11 protein-coding genes are annotated in these 16984 nt (G+C 50.6%); 4 read left to right on the forward strand and 7 right to left on the reverse strand.

What is annotated here, in order from left to right:
- Nucleotides 1-23: 23 nt before the first annotated feature.
- Genes treZ through treS form a run of 3 tightly spaced genes read right to left on the reverse strand, consistent with a single transcriptional unit; the run spans nt 24 to nt 6405 of the window.
- A complete protein-coding gene (gene treZ, locus J5I83_RS13965; protein WP_304057224.1) occupies nt 24-1847 on the reverse strand; it encodes a malto-oligosyltrehalose trehalohydrolase in 1824 nt (607 codons plus the stop codon).
- 12 nt (nt 1848-1859) lie between these two features.
- Nucleotides 1860-3095 carry a glucose-1-phosphate adenylyltransferase gene (locus J5I83_RS13970; RefSeq protein ID WP_304057226.1) on the reverse strand — a complete coding sequence of 412 codons (1236 nt, stop codon included), beginning with the start codon at nt 3093-3095 and terminating at the stop codon, nt 1860-1862.
- Complete coding sequence (gene treS / locus J5I83_RS13975) at nt 3088-6405, reverse strand: maltose alpha-D-glucosyltransferase (RefSeq protein ID WP_304057228.1); 3318 nt, start codon at nt 6403-6405, stop codon at nt 3088-3090. The genes J5I83_RS13970 and treS overlap by 8 nt, the downstream gene beginning before the upstream one ends.
- A 739-nt stretch (nt 6406-7144) precedes the next feature.
- On the opposite strand from treS, the gene J5I83_RS13980 reads away from it, so the two are divergent.
- The 3 genes from J5I83_RS13980 to J5I83_RS13990 all read left to right on the forward strand — a co-directional run bounded on the left by J5I83_RS13980 (nt 7145) and on the right by J5I83_RS13990 (nt 9414).
- A complete protein-coding gene (locus J5I83_RS13980) occupies nt 7145-8626 on the forward strand; it encodes an alginate export family protein (RefSeq protein WP_304057231.1) in 1482 nt (493 codons plus the stop codon).
- Nucleotides 8627-8666: 40 nt separating this feature from the next.
- Nucleotides 8667-8822: a hypothetical protein gene (locus J5I83_RS13985; RefSeq protein WP_304057233.1), complete on the forward strand. Its 156-nt coding sequence runs from the start codon at nt 8667-8669 to the stop codon at nt 8820-8822.
- A gap of 70 nt (nt 8823-8892) precedes the next feature.
- The gene (locus J5I83_RS13990) at nt 8893-9414 is read left to right on the forward strand and encodes a DUF3617 domain-containing protein (RefSeq protein ID WP_304057234.1); all 522 of its coding nucleotides are present in this window, start codon (nt 8893-8895) and stop codon (nt 9412-9414) included.
- A 145-nt stretch (nt 9415-9559) separates the two neighbouring features.
- Here J5I83_RS13990 and J5I83_RS13995 read toward each other — a convergent pair whose 3' ends face one another.
- Nucleotides 9560-10819, reverse strand: a complete 1260-nt coding sequence (locus J5I83_RS13995) for a L,D-transpeptidase family protein (RefSeq protein ID WP_304057236.1) — start codon at nt 10817-10819, stop codon at nt 9560-9562.
- A 744-nt stretch (nt 10820-11563) separates the two neighbouring features.
- Between J5I83_RS13995 and J5I83_RS14000 the strand changes: the two genes are divergently transcribed.
- Entirely contained in the window at nt 11564-12382 is an 819-nt protein-coding gene (locus J5I83_RS14000; protein WP_304057239.1) for a protein-glutamate O-methyltransferase CheR, read from the forward strand.
- Between the two features lie 23 nt (nt 12383-12405).
- Here J5I83_RS14000 and J5I83_RS14005 read toward each other — a convergent pair whose 3' ends face one another.
- The 3 genes from J5I83_RS14005 to J5I83_RS14015 form a co-directional block, all read right to left on the reverse strand.
- Nucleotides 12406-14379: an MBL fold metallo-hydrolase gene (locus J5I83_RS14005; RefSeq protein ID WP_304057241.1), complete on the reverse strand. Its 1974-nt coding sequence runs from the start codon at nt 14377-14379 to the stop codon at nt 12406-12408.
- A 139-nt stretch (nt 14380-14518) separates the two neighbouring features.
- The gene (locus tag J5I83_RS14010) at nt 14519-16357 is read right to left on the reverse strand and encodes an alpha-amylase family glycosyl hydrolase (RefSeq protein ID WP_304057244.1); all 1839 of its coding nucleotides are present in this window, start codon (nt 16355-16357) and stop codon (nt 14519-14521) included.
- A 211-nt stretch (nt 16358-16568) separates the two neighbouring features.
- On the reverse strand, nt 16569-16984 hold a 416-nt coding region (locus J5I83_RS14015; RefSeq protein WP_304057247.1), incomplete at its 5' end, for a hypothetical protein.

The raw sequence follows: 16984 nt of genomic DNA on the forward strand, positions 1-16984 counted from the left end.
ATCTATCCATCGGGTTTACGTGCTTAGGTTTCTGCCAGATACCAAACGACGGTGAAAGCAGGCAGGATACCCGCTGCAAGCTGCGGATCAGTATCCATGCTACTGCGATAGAATATTTTACCTTGCGGCGTAGCGGGCAAGTTGGCGGACGTTGCGCCTAAATTGGCGTAGACGGCCAGTTGTCCAGCATCAGCGCAAAGCCAACGGGCATGCAGCGCATGCGTTGTCAGCGCCTCAAAATGGCTGTCTTGGATGGCAGATAAACGCGGCACGATTATCTGCTGCCGCACAGCCAATAGTTCTTGGTATAGCCTGAGCCATTCCTGGTGAGGGGAACGGGTGAGTGCCCGCCAGTCCAGCTTGGCCAGCTCAAAGGTATGGGCTGCGCACGGATCGGGAATGACTGCGCGCGCAGCCGGGTCACGGAAACGCTCAAAACGGGCAAATTCTTTGCGCCGCCCTGCCGTTACCACCTCAGCCAGTTCGCCGCTGAAGGCGCAAAAAAAAGGAAACGGCTCGCGTGCGCTCCACTCTTCGCCCATAAACAACAGGGGTATCGAGGGCGACAACAGGAGCAGAATGGTGGCAACACGCAACGCTTCGGGTGCGGCCAATACCGTTAGGCGCTCACCGAATGCACGGTTGCCGATCTGATCATGATTTTGCAGAAAGTCGACAAAAGCTGTAGGTGGCAAATGGGTGCTCGGCTCACCGCGTGCCATGCCCTGGCGGTAAGTGGAAGTCTCACCCTGATAGGCAAACCCTTCGGTCAGGCAGCGTCCCAAATGGCGGATAGGATCAATAGCATAATCTGCATAATAGCCATCGCACTCATCCGTCAACAGTACATGGTAGGCATGATGCGCATCGTCGTTCCACTGCGCATTGTAATCGAGAGACTGGCTGTTCGGAGCGCGCGTCAGATAACGCGCTGCATTATGATCATTTTCCAAAATGAGGTGAACAGCACGTTCTGTGCCCAATGTGGCGCGCACTGTTTGCGCCAGTTCCTCGAGGATATCGGGTTGGCTGTCATCGAGAATCGCATGCACAGCATCCAGCCGCAGACCATCGAAGTGATACTCTTCCAGCCAATAGAGCGCGTTATGCAGGTAGAAATCGCGCACGATCCGCGAATTTTCACCATCGAAATTGATCGCCGCTCCCCATGGGGTATGATGCCGTTCAGTGAAAAATTGCGGGGCATACACATGCAGATAATTGCCCTCCGGCCCGAAGTGATTGTAGACGACATCGAGCAGCATTATCAGTCCGCGGCGATGCGCACTCTGTACCAGCCGCTTGAGATCATCTGGTGTGCCGTAAACACTATCCGGCGCAAACAGTAAAGTACCGTCGTAGCCCCAGTTGCACCTGCCAGGAAAATCGGCCACCGGCATGAGTTCGATAGCGGTCACGCCCAAGTCAATCAGATAATCCAGCTTTTGCTCGATTGCTGCAAAGGTGCCTGCAGGCGTGAAAGTGCCAACGTGGATTTCATAGATCACCGCTTCTTCCCAGGGGCGGCCATGCCAATCATCATCTTGCCAGTCAAATGCAGCAGGGTTGACTACCTGGCTTGCGCCATGCACATCATCCGGGTTATAGCGCGAAGCAGGATCAGGCACGCATAGTCCATTGTCAATCTGGTAGCGATACCGGCTACCCGCGCGCGCCTGTTCACTTATCCCTTCATACCAGCCTGCACCGATCGCTTGCATTGGTACGGGATTTTCCTTATCGACAAGCAGGGTGACCTGATGGGCGGCTGGTGCCCATAGACGGAAACGCACCTTGCCCTGTTGGGTAAACTCAGCGCCAAAGGGCATGCAGTGTTGTCGTTTCATGCCGCTATCTCTTTACCAATAATGGCCGATAGTGCCATCATATCTATATTTTCCTTTTGGTACGACCACGATTCCTGAATCAGTAACGGTATAACGCTCAGCGTCGGTTTGCCGGTCATAACCGATGCGGCTGTCGGCACAGATCAGGTTATACCGGTCTACGATAGCACGTTTGAGCCGTGAGCCCCGGCGTATGATAGCGTAATCCATGATGATGGATTCATCGATTTCAACGTCTTCTTCGATTAACACCTCTCGACGAATAACGGAGTTGTGAATCCTGGCACCTTTTATGAAGCTACCGTCACCGATAATGCTGTTCTCGATCTCAGCATGGATAAATTTTGCCGAGGGTCCCTGATATTCACTGGAAGCGAAGCGCCAGCGTGGATTAAACAGATTGAATTTTGGTTCAAGTCCCAGCAGGTCTTGATGTGCCAGGAAATAGGCGTTAATCGTGCCGACATCGCGCCAATAGGATTGTTCTTCGTAGTCTCGAATGCCTGGTATGAGATTATTTGCAAAGTTATAAGCAAACACGCGGTGGCTCTGGCATAAACGAGGTAGCAGATGGCTGCCGAAATCCTTTTCACCGCGACGTTTACCTTCCTCCAATGCGGTATACAAAGTGTCGGTACTGAACAGATAATTGCCCATTGATGCATAAGCGCGGGTAGGTTCTCCCGGCATCGAAGGCGGGTATTGCGGCTTCTCATAGAACTGGCGGATACGTCCATCATCAGCACTCTCGATTACACCGAAAGCGCTAGCCTGCGCCAGCGGCACTGGCAGCGCTGCCACAGTGACGTCAGCATCGTTTTCCAGATGAAAGTGCGCCATCTGTTGCACATCCATGCGATAGATGTGATCGGCCCCGAACACCGCCACCAGATCTGGTGCATGCTGCCGGATCAGACTGAGATTCTGGTACACTGCATCCGCTGTCCCCTGAAACCACTCAGGCCCCTCGCGCATTTGCGGCGGCACGATGGTGACAAACTGTTCGGGGAAAATCGGCGCCAGACCCCAGGAGCGGCGGATATGTTCGATCAGCGACTGCGATTTGTACTGCACCAGTAGATAGATCGCAAAAATATGCGAGTTCACCAGGTTGGATAAGACGAAGTCTACAATACGGTAGCGCCCTCCAAAGGGTACCGAGGGTTTGGAGCGTTCGCAGGTAAGCGGATAAAGGCGTTTACCTTCGCCTCCCGCCATCACCATTGCTAGAATTTTCGGATTAGGCATGTTCATCACCTCCACAAGATGGTGCTGTTTGCTCGATCAGGTCGAGCAGAATCAACATCACAGGTTCCAGCCCAGCGAACCGCTCAGCTAACGCTTTGCCCAGCTCATCCAGTATTTTTTCCATTAGGAATGATTCGAGCAGTTTTTGTTGCTGTGCCGCGTCAGTGGGGTAGGCGCAACAGTCAGTGATGGCTGTTTGATAACCAATTAGAAAAGCATTGACAGCCGCACGTTCCCACTCGCACGCGCGGCTTTCCAGCAAGTCACGGTGATCCGCGCGTTCAATCAGATGTCGACTGAGTGCTTGGAGCGCTGCGCTACTGAGTGAGTAGCGCATGCCTGCAATGTCTTTGAGGGGTGATTGCTTGGCGCGTCGTACTTCCAAAGATAGGCTAGGGTCACCTTCAAAGTCGGTGATAGTGAAATCGTTATGCGTAAGTAATATCTGGGCAAGGTGATAATTGCCATGGATGCGGATTTTGTATAAAGCGGGTTCGTCTAGCAGTGAATAGGTGAGGCGATCCAGCAGATGCAGTCGCTGGCTGAGTAGGCGCTGACAAATCCCGCGTGATTGTTCGGGCAGCTGGAATAACACTTGTTCCAGTTTGTCGAAAACGGTGACTAACTTCGTCCGTAACTGTGCCATCTGATCTGCGATTTCGCTGACCGGCTGCAGCTCAGGATCAAATGCGGCGTTGCCTGTGCTCTTAGCCAATGCTTGATGCAATTCTGCCGTACGCCGTCCCAGCGTCTCCATCTGGGTTAAATACACTGCATGCACGCCGGCGTCAGAAGCGCGATCGGGTTCATCCACGCACAGTTTGAAATAGCGGCCTAAATAATCCAGCGTGCAGTCCCAGAAGCTGCCTTGATTGGACACATACCGGTGCAGCACCCCAATCGCGGTAACCGTACCATGGGCGTGATATTCCAGGCTGCCAGCCAAAGGGGGCACGCTCGCGCATGGCGAAATTTCGGTCAGGAATCGTCCCATTTCCAGCTCCGGATTGATGCCTTCCTGCACGCGCCGGTAGACTTTGAGTATGGCTTGGCCGCCATAAACAATGGAGGTATTGCTCTGCTCCACTCCTGGCCGGTTGATATCGATTGTTTCTGGTAGTCCCGGGAATGCTGCTGTTCTGGAAAACACCATTTCGCCCGCGGCAAAGGGAAGGCGCATTTGCGCCATGATGGCATCCAGCATGAAGCGGCAAAAAGTATCTTCACCCAGGGCATCATAGAGTATGCCTTCACGCGCACGTTGTCTGGCCTTGGCCAGCATCCATGGTGACAAAGCGTGATAGTGCTGATCTGCGGCCTCTCCGAGTAGTAATCCCAACGGTAGAAAATAGCTCTGCGTTATTCCGGTCTCGAATTGGAGCCTGACCAGCAGCGGCAGCCATCCCTTGCCTTCGGCAGTTTTCCATGTCTGGCTTAAGTTTAATTCCAGCTGAGCGATGTTTTGACCAGCTCCTGCATACCAGCGCTGCGACGCAAGAAACGGCGGCAGCACTTCGGCTTGCAGTTGCGTGCGGGTCTTACGTGCCAGCACATCGCTGATTTCACCTGCCGGCTTAGACATCAATGCGCTCAGCAGTCCTTCCGGCAAGACTAATACAGGCAATAACTCGCGCGGAAGTTTGTCTACGTGCCAGACAGGCGCTTCCACATCGGTAGCTAGCCGGAACCAGTAAAAACTATAGCTCGGTAAACTCAGCAGATAAGGTAGTTCCCCGATGGCGGGGAAGGCGGTATGTCCGAGCAATTCTACTGGAACGCGGCCTTTGTATGCGGCCAGATTCAATTCGACTGGCTGAGCGCTGTTGGCAAGATTGGCTACGCATAAAATGCTTTCTTCCTGATATTCGCGTAAATAGGCGAGTATCTTGCGATTGCCCGGACGCAAAAATGTAATGGTGCCACGACCAAAAGCCTTGCGAGCTTTGCGCGTGATGATTAGGCGCTGCATCCAGTTGAGTAACGAACTGGCAGTGCGGCTTTGCGCTTCGACATTGACTGTTTCATAACCATAAAGCGGATCCATGATGGGCGGCAGATATAGTCGTTGTGGATCGGCCCGGGAAAAACCTGCATTGCGGTCGGGGCTCCATTGCATGGGTGTGCGTACTCCGTTACGGTCACCGAGGTAAATGTTGTCACCCATACCGATTTCGTCGCCATAATAAATAATGGGGGAGCCCGGCATGGATAGTAATAGGCTATACATCAGCTCAATCTTGGCACGACTGCCTTCCATCAGTGGTGCCAGCCGGCGGCGGATACCCAAATTGAGCCGTGCACGCGGGTCGGATGCGTAAGTGTTGTACATGTAATCACGCTCGCGATCAGTGACCATTTCCAGCGTCAATTCATCGTGATTGCGCAAGAACACAGCCCATTGGCAATTTTCTGGAATCTCTGGGGTTTGCGCCAGGATTTCGATGATGGGATGACGATCTTCCTGGGCCACCGCCATGAATATGCGCGGCATCAGTGGAAAATGAAAAGCCATATGACATTCATCGCCATCGCCGAAATACTCGCGCACATCCTCCGGCCATTGATTAGCTTCGGCGAGGAAGATGCGGTCAACATAGCGCTGATTCAGCTCTGCGCGCAAATGTTTGATAATGGCGTGTGTTTCGGGAAGATTCTCGTTATTGGTACCATCGCGTTCACACAGATAGGGAATGGCATCCAGCCGCATGCCATCGACCCCCATATCAAACCAGAAGTGCATGGCACGCAGCACCGCCTTGACGACATGCGGGTTGGCAAAATTGAGATCGGGTTGATGCGAAAAGAAGCGATGCCAGTAATATGCTTGTGCTGTTTCATCCCAAGCCCAGTTGGATTTTTCAGTGTCAGTAAAGATGATGCGTGTTTCTTCGTATTTCTTGACAGTATTGCTCCACACATAATAATTACGCTTGGCTGAACCGGGCGGCGCCACGCGTGCAGCCTGGAACCACGGATGCTGGTCCGAGGTATGGTTGATGACCAGTTCAGTAATGACTCTGAGATCACGCTTGTGCGCTTCATGCAGGAAAGTACGAAAGTCAGCCAGGGTGCCGTAATTGGGATGAATACCGCGGTAATCCGAGATATCGTAACCGTCATCGCGCAAAGGTGAGGGGTAAAACGGCAGTAACCAAAGCGTATTGACTCCTAACTCTTTCAAGTAATCCAGCTTGGTAGTCAATCCGGCGAAATCGCCAACGCCATCCCCATTGCTGTCACAGTAAGCACGCACATGTAATTGATAAATGATGGCATCTTTGTACCAGAGAACATCCTCTGCAATACTCATAGATCCTTCCTTTTACCAGTTAATTGACGCATTAGAACGCTAGCGCTCTAATGAATGGCTATGATGCAGTAAAGTTTGCCAAGATAGCGGTCTTTTACCCAGCTTGTTACCATCTTGACACCAGTCTGAGCAATTAATGAGATTTATTCATTTCAACGCCTACAATGTGGCTCATTGGAAAGCTTTTTTGTCAGAGTTTGACTGCGTCAAGCGCTGAAAGTTGTGATTGCTCAATTTCCAGGAATTTTCCTTCCTGCGGCTCAGGATAGCCATGAGGAAAATAAAACGCTGGAAAGAATGATTAACATAAATATTTCTTATTACTACCGTACCGAGTAATCATGGCACGGTCAAGCTATTTGTAGAGAACGCATGCTCAATTTCAATCAATGTATGCAAATGCAATATGGCATGACGATATCTCATGTCAAGACGGATCGTGCGCAATATTCGGTTAACCGTAATCCACGAAAGAATTCATCAGTACTTTTCGTAAAAACATCACAAGTTTTTCACTCTCCCATAGTTACACTGTTTCCAGCAATACATAATGGTATGCAGGCGTAGAACCCATATTCATGAGAGATCAGCATTTCTCATCGCTATCTTGCCAAATTTTTATAAGCCGGCATTTATTGGTTAGGCTGGATGCGTTAACTATTGCTTGCAATTTCAGAAGTACCGAAATCCGTGACAAATATTTTTTGGATTTCTCGATTTTGAAGGAGAGTGTAAGACAATGATGCAAAAAAATATGCAAATAATCTGTAAGCAGATTGTATTTATGATGGGATGTTTTATGGGCAGCAGCGTCACACTTGCTGCGGAAGCGAAAAATACGGAGGCGGTGAAAGCGGAAAAATCATCAATTATTGTCAGAAACGATACTGCCCCCAATGGCGCTCCATTCAGCGTGGAGGAAACTCCAGGACGTTTCCGGTTTGACTTTGACAGATTAACCAAACTTATGGAGGCAGATAAAACCCCACTTGCTGCCATGGCGCCAGATTGGCTTAACTTGGCCATTGAACACCGGACGCGCTATGACGTGTATGATCATGGCTTTACCAGAGCTATCCCGGATGGTAATGAGCAGATTCATCAACGGACACGGTTCTTGTTCGAGATCCAAAATATTATCGATCCTTTCCGCTTTACGCTTGAGCTGACCGATTTCCGTGCTCCTCTGGCGGAACATGGACAAGAGCATTCACCGATCTTTGCCAATCATTTTGATTTCACTCAACTTCACCTCGATTTGATATCCAGGGACTTTTTGGGAACCGGATATGGTGCAAAATTTGAAGTGGGACGCCTGATACTGGAATATGGAGAATCACGCCTGGTCGGAGGGCATCGGTGGGGAACCTTCACACCCACTTTTGATGGGATACGATTTTCAATGGGCAACGATAAAGAGAAATGGGGCCTGCATGTATTTGGCACCCGGCCTGTCAATCGAGAAGTATCAGAGCTGGACTGGAATACTCCCGAAAGCTATTTTTCTGGCGCACAGATTACTAACCGTGATTTGCGCTGGGCTAACACAGACGTCTATTGGTTTCAACTAAATGAAGGTAATAAGCTCAGGCAACGTAATTTATCTACCCCCGGTTTCAGGTTGTTTGCCAAACCCGTCAAAGGCAATTTCGATTATGAAATTGAATCCATATATCAGTTTGGGGATACACAAGATATCGATATTTTCGCGCATCGTCATCACGGAGAAATAGGCTATAGCTTTGAAACGGCAATGCCTTTCAGATTGGTCTACCTGTTTGATTATGCCTCAGGTGATCAGGATCCAAGGAAGAATTTTGATATTCTGTATGCAAAACGCCGCGTGGAGTATGGTCCTACCGGAATGTTTGGACCATTTTTCCCTTCTAATCTGTTCTCGCCTGTAGGCTTTCGTGCGGTACTTTTACCCGTTCCTAATGTCAGGCTCATGATGTCGCACCGTGCATATTGGCTGGCCAATAAACGTGGTCCCTATGTAGGCAGCGGCCTGCAAGACCCAACTGGCAGATCGGGCAGCTTTCTCGGAAATATGCTGGATATCAGCTTAGGATGGGATCCTCAATGGAGCTTTTTAAAACGCGTGAGCTTTGATATAGGGTTTAGCCATATATTCAAAGGTGATTACTTTGAAAAAGTGCCGAACAGTCCTGGTACTGCTGGCACCAATTATGGCTATACTATGGCTACTTTAAAGTTTTAGCAGCCTGCTGGATTAGCAGGCTGGTGAACATGGACTGAAAGTGGCTGTGCTGCCTGGTCCACATCGTGAATTCTCCGATCGCATGTTATTGCGTAATCATTTATTACACATTATCTGCTGGTTACGATTGATCCAGTATTATTTCGTGATGATGGTGATCACTGGTGACTCATCGAAGAGAGAAATACGTCAATGAGTATTAAGCGCTGCAAGCACTGGTATTTCAGGGTGTGAATCATGTAGTATTCATCGTTTTGAGAATCACGATGCGCAAGATCGCTTTATTCATCTTACTGACAGGAGCTTTGCTGCCATCGAGTTGGGCCGAGAGCATTATTCGTCCTGGCTTATGGGAGGTGACGACCAAATCTGACTTGCTGGCACTGGTACCCCATATTCCAGCGGAACAAATGCAGCAGCTTACCAGACTGGCAAAGCAGTATGGGTTAGAAATGCCACAAGTTCGCAACGGCGCGGCTACCTCCCAGGTCTGCATTACTCCGGAAATGGCCAGGCAGGATGTGCCTGCTTATTTTTACGAGAATCAGTCGGGCTGTACGGTCACAAATGCCACTCGCACAGGTAATCGTTATCAAATGGAATTGATGTGTGACAACCGGCAATTCAAAGGAAACGGCCATGCGGAGGGTGTATTTATGACCCCGGAAAGCTTTTCGGGACGAACGCAGTTCGACAGCATCGTCCAGGGGACACCACTCTACGCGCATGCTGATACCACCGGCAGATGGATAGGTGAACGGTGTGAGTTAGTGCAGCCTGTGCGATAGCTGACAGCCAGAGGTTTTATTGGTTGCTGTCAGTATGCAGGGGCGGGGTCAGCTTCATTTTACGCATCTATAGTTTCGAGCTTGCCTGTTTTGACGGGCCTGTCGCACCATTATCCAATGCGGCTGAATTGATCTGGTCAAGCAGCTACGGTTCATTATCCGCCATCTCCAGTACTTCGTTCGCTGTTAGTTGTCTGCTCATGTCGCCATCCCAGGTTGAGTTGAATGGCAGGGTGTTCTGCACGCGCGTGGCCTGCTTGAGATAGGTCTGCATGGTCATATGCGGGCGCGTGACCGGGATGGCGAAGGCGCGTGAGTTACGGATCACTTCATTGAGCAGGGCCTGATTGATCTTGGCCTGAGACCGCGCATTGAGCTTCGCCTTAGGCGTTGAGCGGGCGGTACTCAACGATTTCTTGAGCAGTTTGCCATGATTGCGTTTGTCGTCTTCCAGGACAGGATAGGCCTGCAGATACAGCTCACGGCCGCGCCAGCCGAACAGGTGAGGCTGATTGACTACTCGCACTGGCGTGCCAACCGGCACCTCGCTGTAAATGCGCACAATGTCCTCAGGATACATGCGCAGACAACCATGACTGCCGCGCAGGCCGATGCTCGGCGGTTTGTCGGTGCCATGGATGGCATAGTTTGGCCAAGCGAGTTTCAGTACATGCGTCCCCATTGGATTGTCTGGCCCTGGAGGTACCACGGCAGGCAGCGGATCACCGTTTTGCGCATGCTCTTTGCGGATGGAAGGTGTCGGTATCCAAGCGGGGTTTTCCTTTTTGGAGGCGATTTTGGTAGTGCCTTCCGGTGTTTTCCATTCTACACGGCCGATACCGAGCGGATGGGTGATGACCTGTTTTGGCTTGCCTGCCTTGCTCTTCGGAAAATAAAACAGTCGCATTGCTGCAAGATTGACCACAATGCCGTTACGCGGTGCGTCCGGTAGCACGAACTGAGTGGGAATCACGATTTGGGTGCCTGCCCCCGGCAGCCAGGGATCGACGCCTGGGTTGGCGCTCACAATCTCTTCGTAACCTAGGTTGAAGCGTCGGGCGATATCGGAGAGTGTATCCTCTTTGTTGGCGGTGATAACCTGCAGTGTGCCGATTACATCCTCACGGGCAGGGTCATAGCTGAACTCATGGCTGGCCACTGGAATGGGTAACGGCTTGGCCCTTGGAGGGGGGAGCACCGATGGTTCGGTCAAAAACGACTGACAACCACCCAGAAGAAGAACAGTGCTGAGCAAGCCGCATACCAGGCCATAACGCAGCAAGTCAAACGGAGCAAACTTTACTCCTTCTTTCCTTGGTTTCTTCAGATTGTCTCTTGCTTCCATACAGGTTTGATTTGGCCGGTCTTGGTGATCAATCTTCAATCTGTTGCTGAAATCTTTCATTAGCTAGCATCCATGCTTTATTGACGGCAAGCCTGATCTGTTCGAGCATTCAATCAGGCATTTGAGATTCAAACATACTCTCTAACCTAACGCAGAATAAATATGATGTGCTTCTATCAAAGAATTTTGAATCCCTAAAGCTTCAAGATGATAACTTGACTAAGGATATTCTGCCAGATGAAAAATATTTTCATTTAGAGAATACGCGCTAATCATTTAATCTCAGTGTGTTAAATAGAAACGCATTCATTGGAGTTAAAAATTTCTTGACATCATGAAATAGTCCACATTTCCTAGTTAAAAAACCATTCTACTTGACTAAGTTGGCGTCAGCGTGTCACAAAATTTCAACTAATTGATTAAAAAAGTAAATTTTTGTGTTCAAAATTTAATCGAATCAATAAATATGATTACAAATAGCCATCTTAGCGCTAGTATTTACAAATTACCCACATATTTATCCACAGAAATTGTGGACAAGTAATTTTTCTGAAATAAAACTTAAGAACGCTGCATAGTCTTCAATGACCAGCTGGCCGTAATACAATCAGCGCATGCAAAGTTTTCAGGTACTCTGCACGTGGCTTGCTTGAGATCATCGCTGCTGGAAAGTGGATAACTGGCTGGAGATGTTATTCCATTTCTAAATCAAAACTGACATTGTCGGCTTCACCTTGCCGTATTATTTATACTGTCTGCGGCTCGCCTTCGCGTCATTTTTGATTTGGAAATGGAATTACAACCATGAAAGACGAAATCTGTATTCATTTCTTGCAGTGGGCCTTGCCACAGATGCAGTTACGCTGGCAGGGTTTTCGCCGGGTCAGGAAACAGGTATGTAAGCGCATTGGCCAGCGCATCAGTCAGCTAGGTTTGGCGGATGAAGCGGCTTACCGTGATTATCTGCGTAGCCAAGCCCCTGAATGGCAAACGCTGGCGGCATTGTGCCATGTCACCATCTCGCGTTTTTATCGCGATAAAATCGTGTTTAATCAACTCGTAAGTGAACTTATTCCACGGTTATGTGAAGAGCGTCAGCGGCAAGGTGAACAATGCCTGCATTGCTGGAGCGCAGGTTGCGCCAGAGGTGAAGAGGCCTATAGCCTGGTATTGTTGTGGTATTTTGTCTTGCAACAGCACTATCCGCAAATTGCCCTCTCGATTACGGCAACGGAGATCGAGCCGATCATGATCCAGCAGGCCCGCAAGGCGTGCTATCCCTTTAGCAGTGTGAAGAATTTGCCGGCTGAATGGCGGCAAATGGCATTTACGCAAAGCAATAGTCACTATTGCCTGCATCCTGATTATCAGCGCCCGGTCACTTTCTTACTCGGTGACGTAGAGCAAGCGGTAAGCACGCAGCAATCTTATCAATTGGTGTTGTGCCGCAATCTGGTGTTCACCTATTTCAGTCTGGAGAGACAACTGCAATTTCTGTATAAATTGCAATACCTGCTGTCAGCAGGAGGTGTGCTGGTACTGGGTGCACATGAGCGCTTGCCTGAAGGGAGCAACGGCTGGCGCCAATGGCGGCAACGGCTGCCGATTTATATTCGTGAATAGTTGAACAGGTTAATTGTCCAAAATCAGTATGTACTTGTAATTGTAACGTGTTGCCAGGATGGAGGCATGACCACTCGCGAGCAGGCGGCGTGCACTTCGTCATATACCTGCGGGAGCTTGTCAGCATAGCGCTGCGAAAAATGGAAGGGTATCAGTCTGGCAACTTCAGCAGCCATAGCAATCTCGCCGCAGGCGCGTGCGGTTAAATGTCCAGTCTGCACAGCTTGTTCCACATCGGCTTCGATAAAACGCGCTTCACAGAACAGGGTGTGGGCATATTGGGCCAAAGCCTGCAAATGCTGGCGATTGTCCGGGGTATCGGCAAGATCGGTCGCATAAATCAGTTTCTTGCCGGGTTTGATCAGGGCCAACTCGGCTGCGATCTCGGCTACCTGCGTCACCGTTCCATTAGGCAGGGTGATGACTGCGGTGTCATTTTCAGCCAGCAGGTGCTTTTTCAGCATGGCCAGCCAGGGTCCTGGCTTCAGGCCATGGCTTTGCAAGTAATCCTTGCGGATATTGATCTCCTTGACCGGTTCGAAGGCATACGCCAGCACCGGCGTGTGATGATCCAGCAGTTGTGCGCGAATACGGAAAGCCGCATCTTGCAGAATAACGCCTGCTGTCAATTTGACTGCATCGAGCTGCACACGCGCTTTCTGGCCTGCCTGCAGGCGAAAACGCAGCAGATGATCGGTGTGGAGCTCTGCTACCTCAAAGCAAGGTGCGCGTTCAGCCACCCGATCCCACAGTATCCCTTGCAGGAATCCTTCGATGTGCTGGGCCAATCCTGGCGGACCATACAGGCGGCAGGGCGGAAACTGGCCAATTCTGGAACGCAATAACATGAGGAAGCCACCAATATGATCGATGTGAGCATGACTGATAAAGACATCCGTTACTTGATGGGCAATGCGGGCAGGCAGACGTATGCCTTGTCCCAGATCAAACAACAAGCTACGCCTTTGCTGCCGCAAGCGCACGTGTAGTAGCGGATCACCCAAAATGCCGTTGACCAGGCAGAAATCGATTTGGCCGATCTGACCCATGACACGCACGCCACCATTTTGCTGGGCTGGCCCTGCCATAGCAGGGGGTGAGTGGTATTCGAGCGGTTCTGCCGCAAACGGAACAGCCGTTTCCATCCAGCCATTGAGTGTGCGCTGCGCATCCCTGATCAATAAGCTATCAAAAGTTTGCGGTAGAGATGGTAATCTGACGGTTAACCGATTTCCTTGCAGGCGCTTCACTTCGGCCATGACTTGTGTCTGATTGCGATGCAGTAGCGCGACTTGTCTTCCTACCCAGCTACTCGCTTCACCCAATGGCGGCGGCGTGCCGATGATATTCAGCTGATTGAGATCGAGCGTGTGCTCAATGCCATGTTTAAGATAGTTATTCCACAGCTGAGTGCGCTGGCGGGCACGGCTGCGCTTGCCCGGCCGTCTGGCCGCCGCACTGGTGTGCACCACATAGCGCTCAGTTGTTAAGGCACACAGTTCAGCAAGCAGTGCCGGGGGGCGATCAGCCGCAGTCAAGACGAGCACTGCCTCCGCCGCTACCGCTTCGAATAAACCCTGCAATAATTCACTGCCAGCCACACCCCGTGTCACCCCCGGGCTATCGATTAATAGCACCTCGTGATCCAGTAATCGCATGAGACGCTGAACCGCTAGCACCAGCGGCAGGCGGAAGCGGCCTGCATCGAGACTACAGATAGCTTCATAAGAGCTCATTTGCCAGCCATCCGCTTGCCATTTACCAAGCGAAACAGTGCCTGGCAAGCCAAAGGGAGGTGAGCCAGGATCGGCGCACAGGCAGTAACAGCTCTGACCGGCTTTATCCAATTCATGCGCCAACTGTACCGCCAATGTCGATTTGCCAGCGCCAGGCGGACCATGCAACAGTATGCGCCGCTTGTGCGATAACACAGCATTGGCGATATCAGCCGCGCAACAGGCTAAAACAGGTAAATTGTGCTTACTCTCGTCATGCATACTTATTTCCCATACGCAAAATATTTGATCATATCGCACCTAATCTGCAGCAGGTGAATGCGGGTTGTTTTTACTGAGGCGACAGGCAATCGCGCAGTGACGCGGTTTAATGTAGAACTCTATTTACCAGAATAACCGGTCAAGCACTACGCCAAATACGTCCGTAATTAGACGGAATAGTCAGCAATCGCTCATGCCCGTCCCCGATGACAAAATTATCCATTTCATGTAGCTGTTCATGATAATTGCCGCCACGCTCGAATGTGAATGGCACGTTCTGCGCGGCATCGGTAAAATTTACCGCAATCAAGCTGGTTGCCGCGTCAGTCTTGCGCACGAACAGCAGCAGCCCCCGTGATAGATAACGCGCGTCATCGTTGAAAAAATAATGCTCTCCACGGCGAAACTCTGCGCAGCGCTTGCGCAGGCTAACCAACTTGCGCGTCAAGCGAACAAGATTTTTGCCGATTTCGTCATAGAAATAATCCCACCGCAATGGCCGAAGGAGCATGACTCGCCCAAGCCCTTCATCGGGCAGGAAATAGTTTTCACCGAACTCCTGACCCTGCCAGAGCATGGGAATACCTTTTGATGCAAGCAAAGCGATCAGGTAGGGTTGCAGTCTATACCAGCGTGCACGATCACCTTCTGCGAATAGCAGGTTCCAGTCGCGCTGCCGCAGTCCAAATTTGCAGAGAAAACGGCTGTGATCGTGATTCTCGATATATTGCAGCGGGGCCTTGGCGAATACCTCACCGTGCTGGATGGCTTGATCAATATAACCCAGCGCACCAAGCCGCATCCCCAAATTCTCTATCGCTCCCGCTGCGCCGTGAGCACAGGCGCCGGCTGCTGCGAAGGTGGCATTCTGCCAAGTGGCATTGCTGTAGCTTTGTTCCAGAATCTGCTCCGGTGCCTCCAGTTGTTCAGCGATTTGAATCAAGCGAGGACCTTCCGGCGCAGCAAAGCGAGTCAACTGAGCAATCGCACCTTTGACATACTGATAGGTATGAAAGACCAGATTGGCATAACCATCGCCCATTGCGCCATCCCAGTAATTCGGCACGCAGTCGTAGCGGAAGCCGTCGATATGATAGGTCTCCAGCCAGTGCTTGTTGACACTAAAGAAAAAATCGCGGGTAAGGGCACGTTTGAAGTCGGTACTGACACCGAAGTAGTCCTTGGCGAACGTTCCCATAAACGGATTTTCATGATAGCGAAGACGGCGGTAGAGATCGTGGTAAGGAAAATCCTCCGCAGTATGGCCATAAACTGCGTCAACGATCACCGCTAGCCCGCGTTGATGAGCCTCATCGACAAAACGCTGGAAGTCGTCGCGCCGGCCAAAACGTTCATCAACTCCAAAATAGCCCAGTGGCAGATAGCCCCAATCGACTTCGAGCGCGACATTACTGACTGGCATTAACGACAGCGCGTTTACGCCGAGGTCGGCAAGGTAATCGAGCCGCTCGATCGCACCTTGCAAGCTGGCGCCGAATTCGGCGAGATTCAGTTCATACAGGATCAGGTCGCGCAGCGCAGGTGTTTGCCAGACCGCTTCCGCAGGACTCCAACGATAAGGAGTATAGCCGAGCGTAAAGGCAGAAAGCTTGCCGACTGCATACTCACGCGCAAAAGGATCGATGATCCAGTCCAGCATGCCAGCATTCGGGTTATGCAGTTCGTAACGATAGACATGCCGGCCTGATGAGCTAAAATGCGAGCCTGGCTGCAAATCATGCACAACGTTGAAATCGACTCTCACTGACCAGTAATCGCCATAGTCGGCATCGATGCCGTGTTGCAACTCGAAAGCCAGTGGTTGGATCGACTGGATGAATTGATCGCGTTCATGGATAATTTTTACGAACAGCCGGTTGCCATCATGTGCCGAAACCCATGGTAACAACACGCCAAAATCGACTACGCCGGCAGCCGATTCCCTGGGACCGAGTTTGTTCAAAGGAAGGCTTTTCATGATTTAGGTTTTCCTGGTGGAATAGACAATCAAAAAACGAAGCTGTTTAGTCAAAATAATGACCCAAAATTGGCCTTCGACAGACTCAGGCCGAACAGCGTCTTGGTCAATGTTTTGCTGAAACATTATGTTAGCGATGACTGGCGCATGATCCATTAGCTTCCTCTTCGTGAAATGCCCATATCAAACCGCAATGGCGGTATTGCCACAATCAAGTAATAGGTATTTGCTGTCCTGTCTTTAAGTCTTCCACATATTTCCTTACAGCCTGCACATACTTATTCATATTGTGATCCTTCAGGGGGTCTTGCAAGGTATCAACGCCAAGTTTTCCAGAACTGCCGCGTAGACCCTTTAGTCCGTCAAGTATGCGGCTAAATAAAGAAAACCCTGCCTGCAGTTTCTCGTCCGCATCGATATAAATCAAGCGGTCGATATGCCAATATCTCAGTGGAAGACCCATCGGTGGTACTTCTGCCACGATATCGTTGTTATTCACGAACCTGAAAGATCGTTCTTTGAATTGCTGGTCGAAAGCCGTCACAAAACTTCTGTTGCCAGTACGTGGCTGACCGAATGTATAAAGACCCTGGACGTCGAGTTGTTGGTTTCTGACGCCGTCCCCGA

The sequence above is a fragment of the Nitrosomonas communis genome (assembly GCF_024102715.1).
In the GTDB taxonomy this organism is placed as follows: domain Bacteria; phylum Pseudomonadota; class Gammaproteobacteria; order Burkholderiales; family Nitrosomonadaceae; genus Nitrosomonas; species Nitrosomonas communis_B.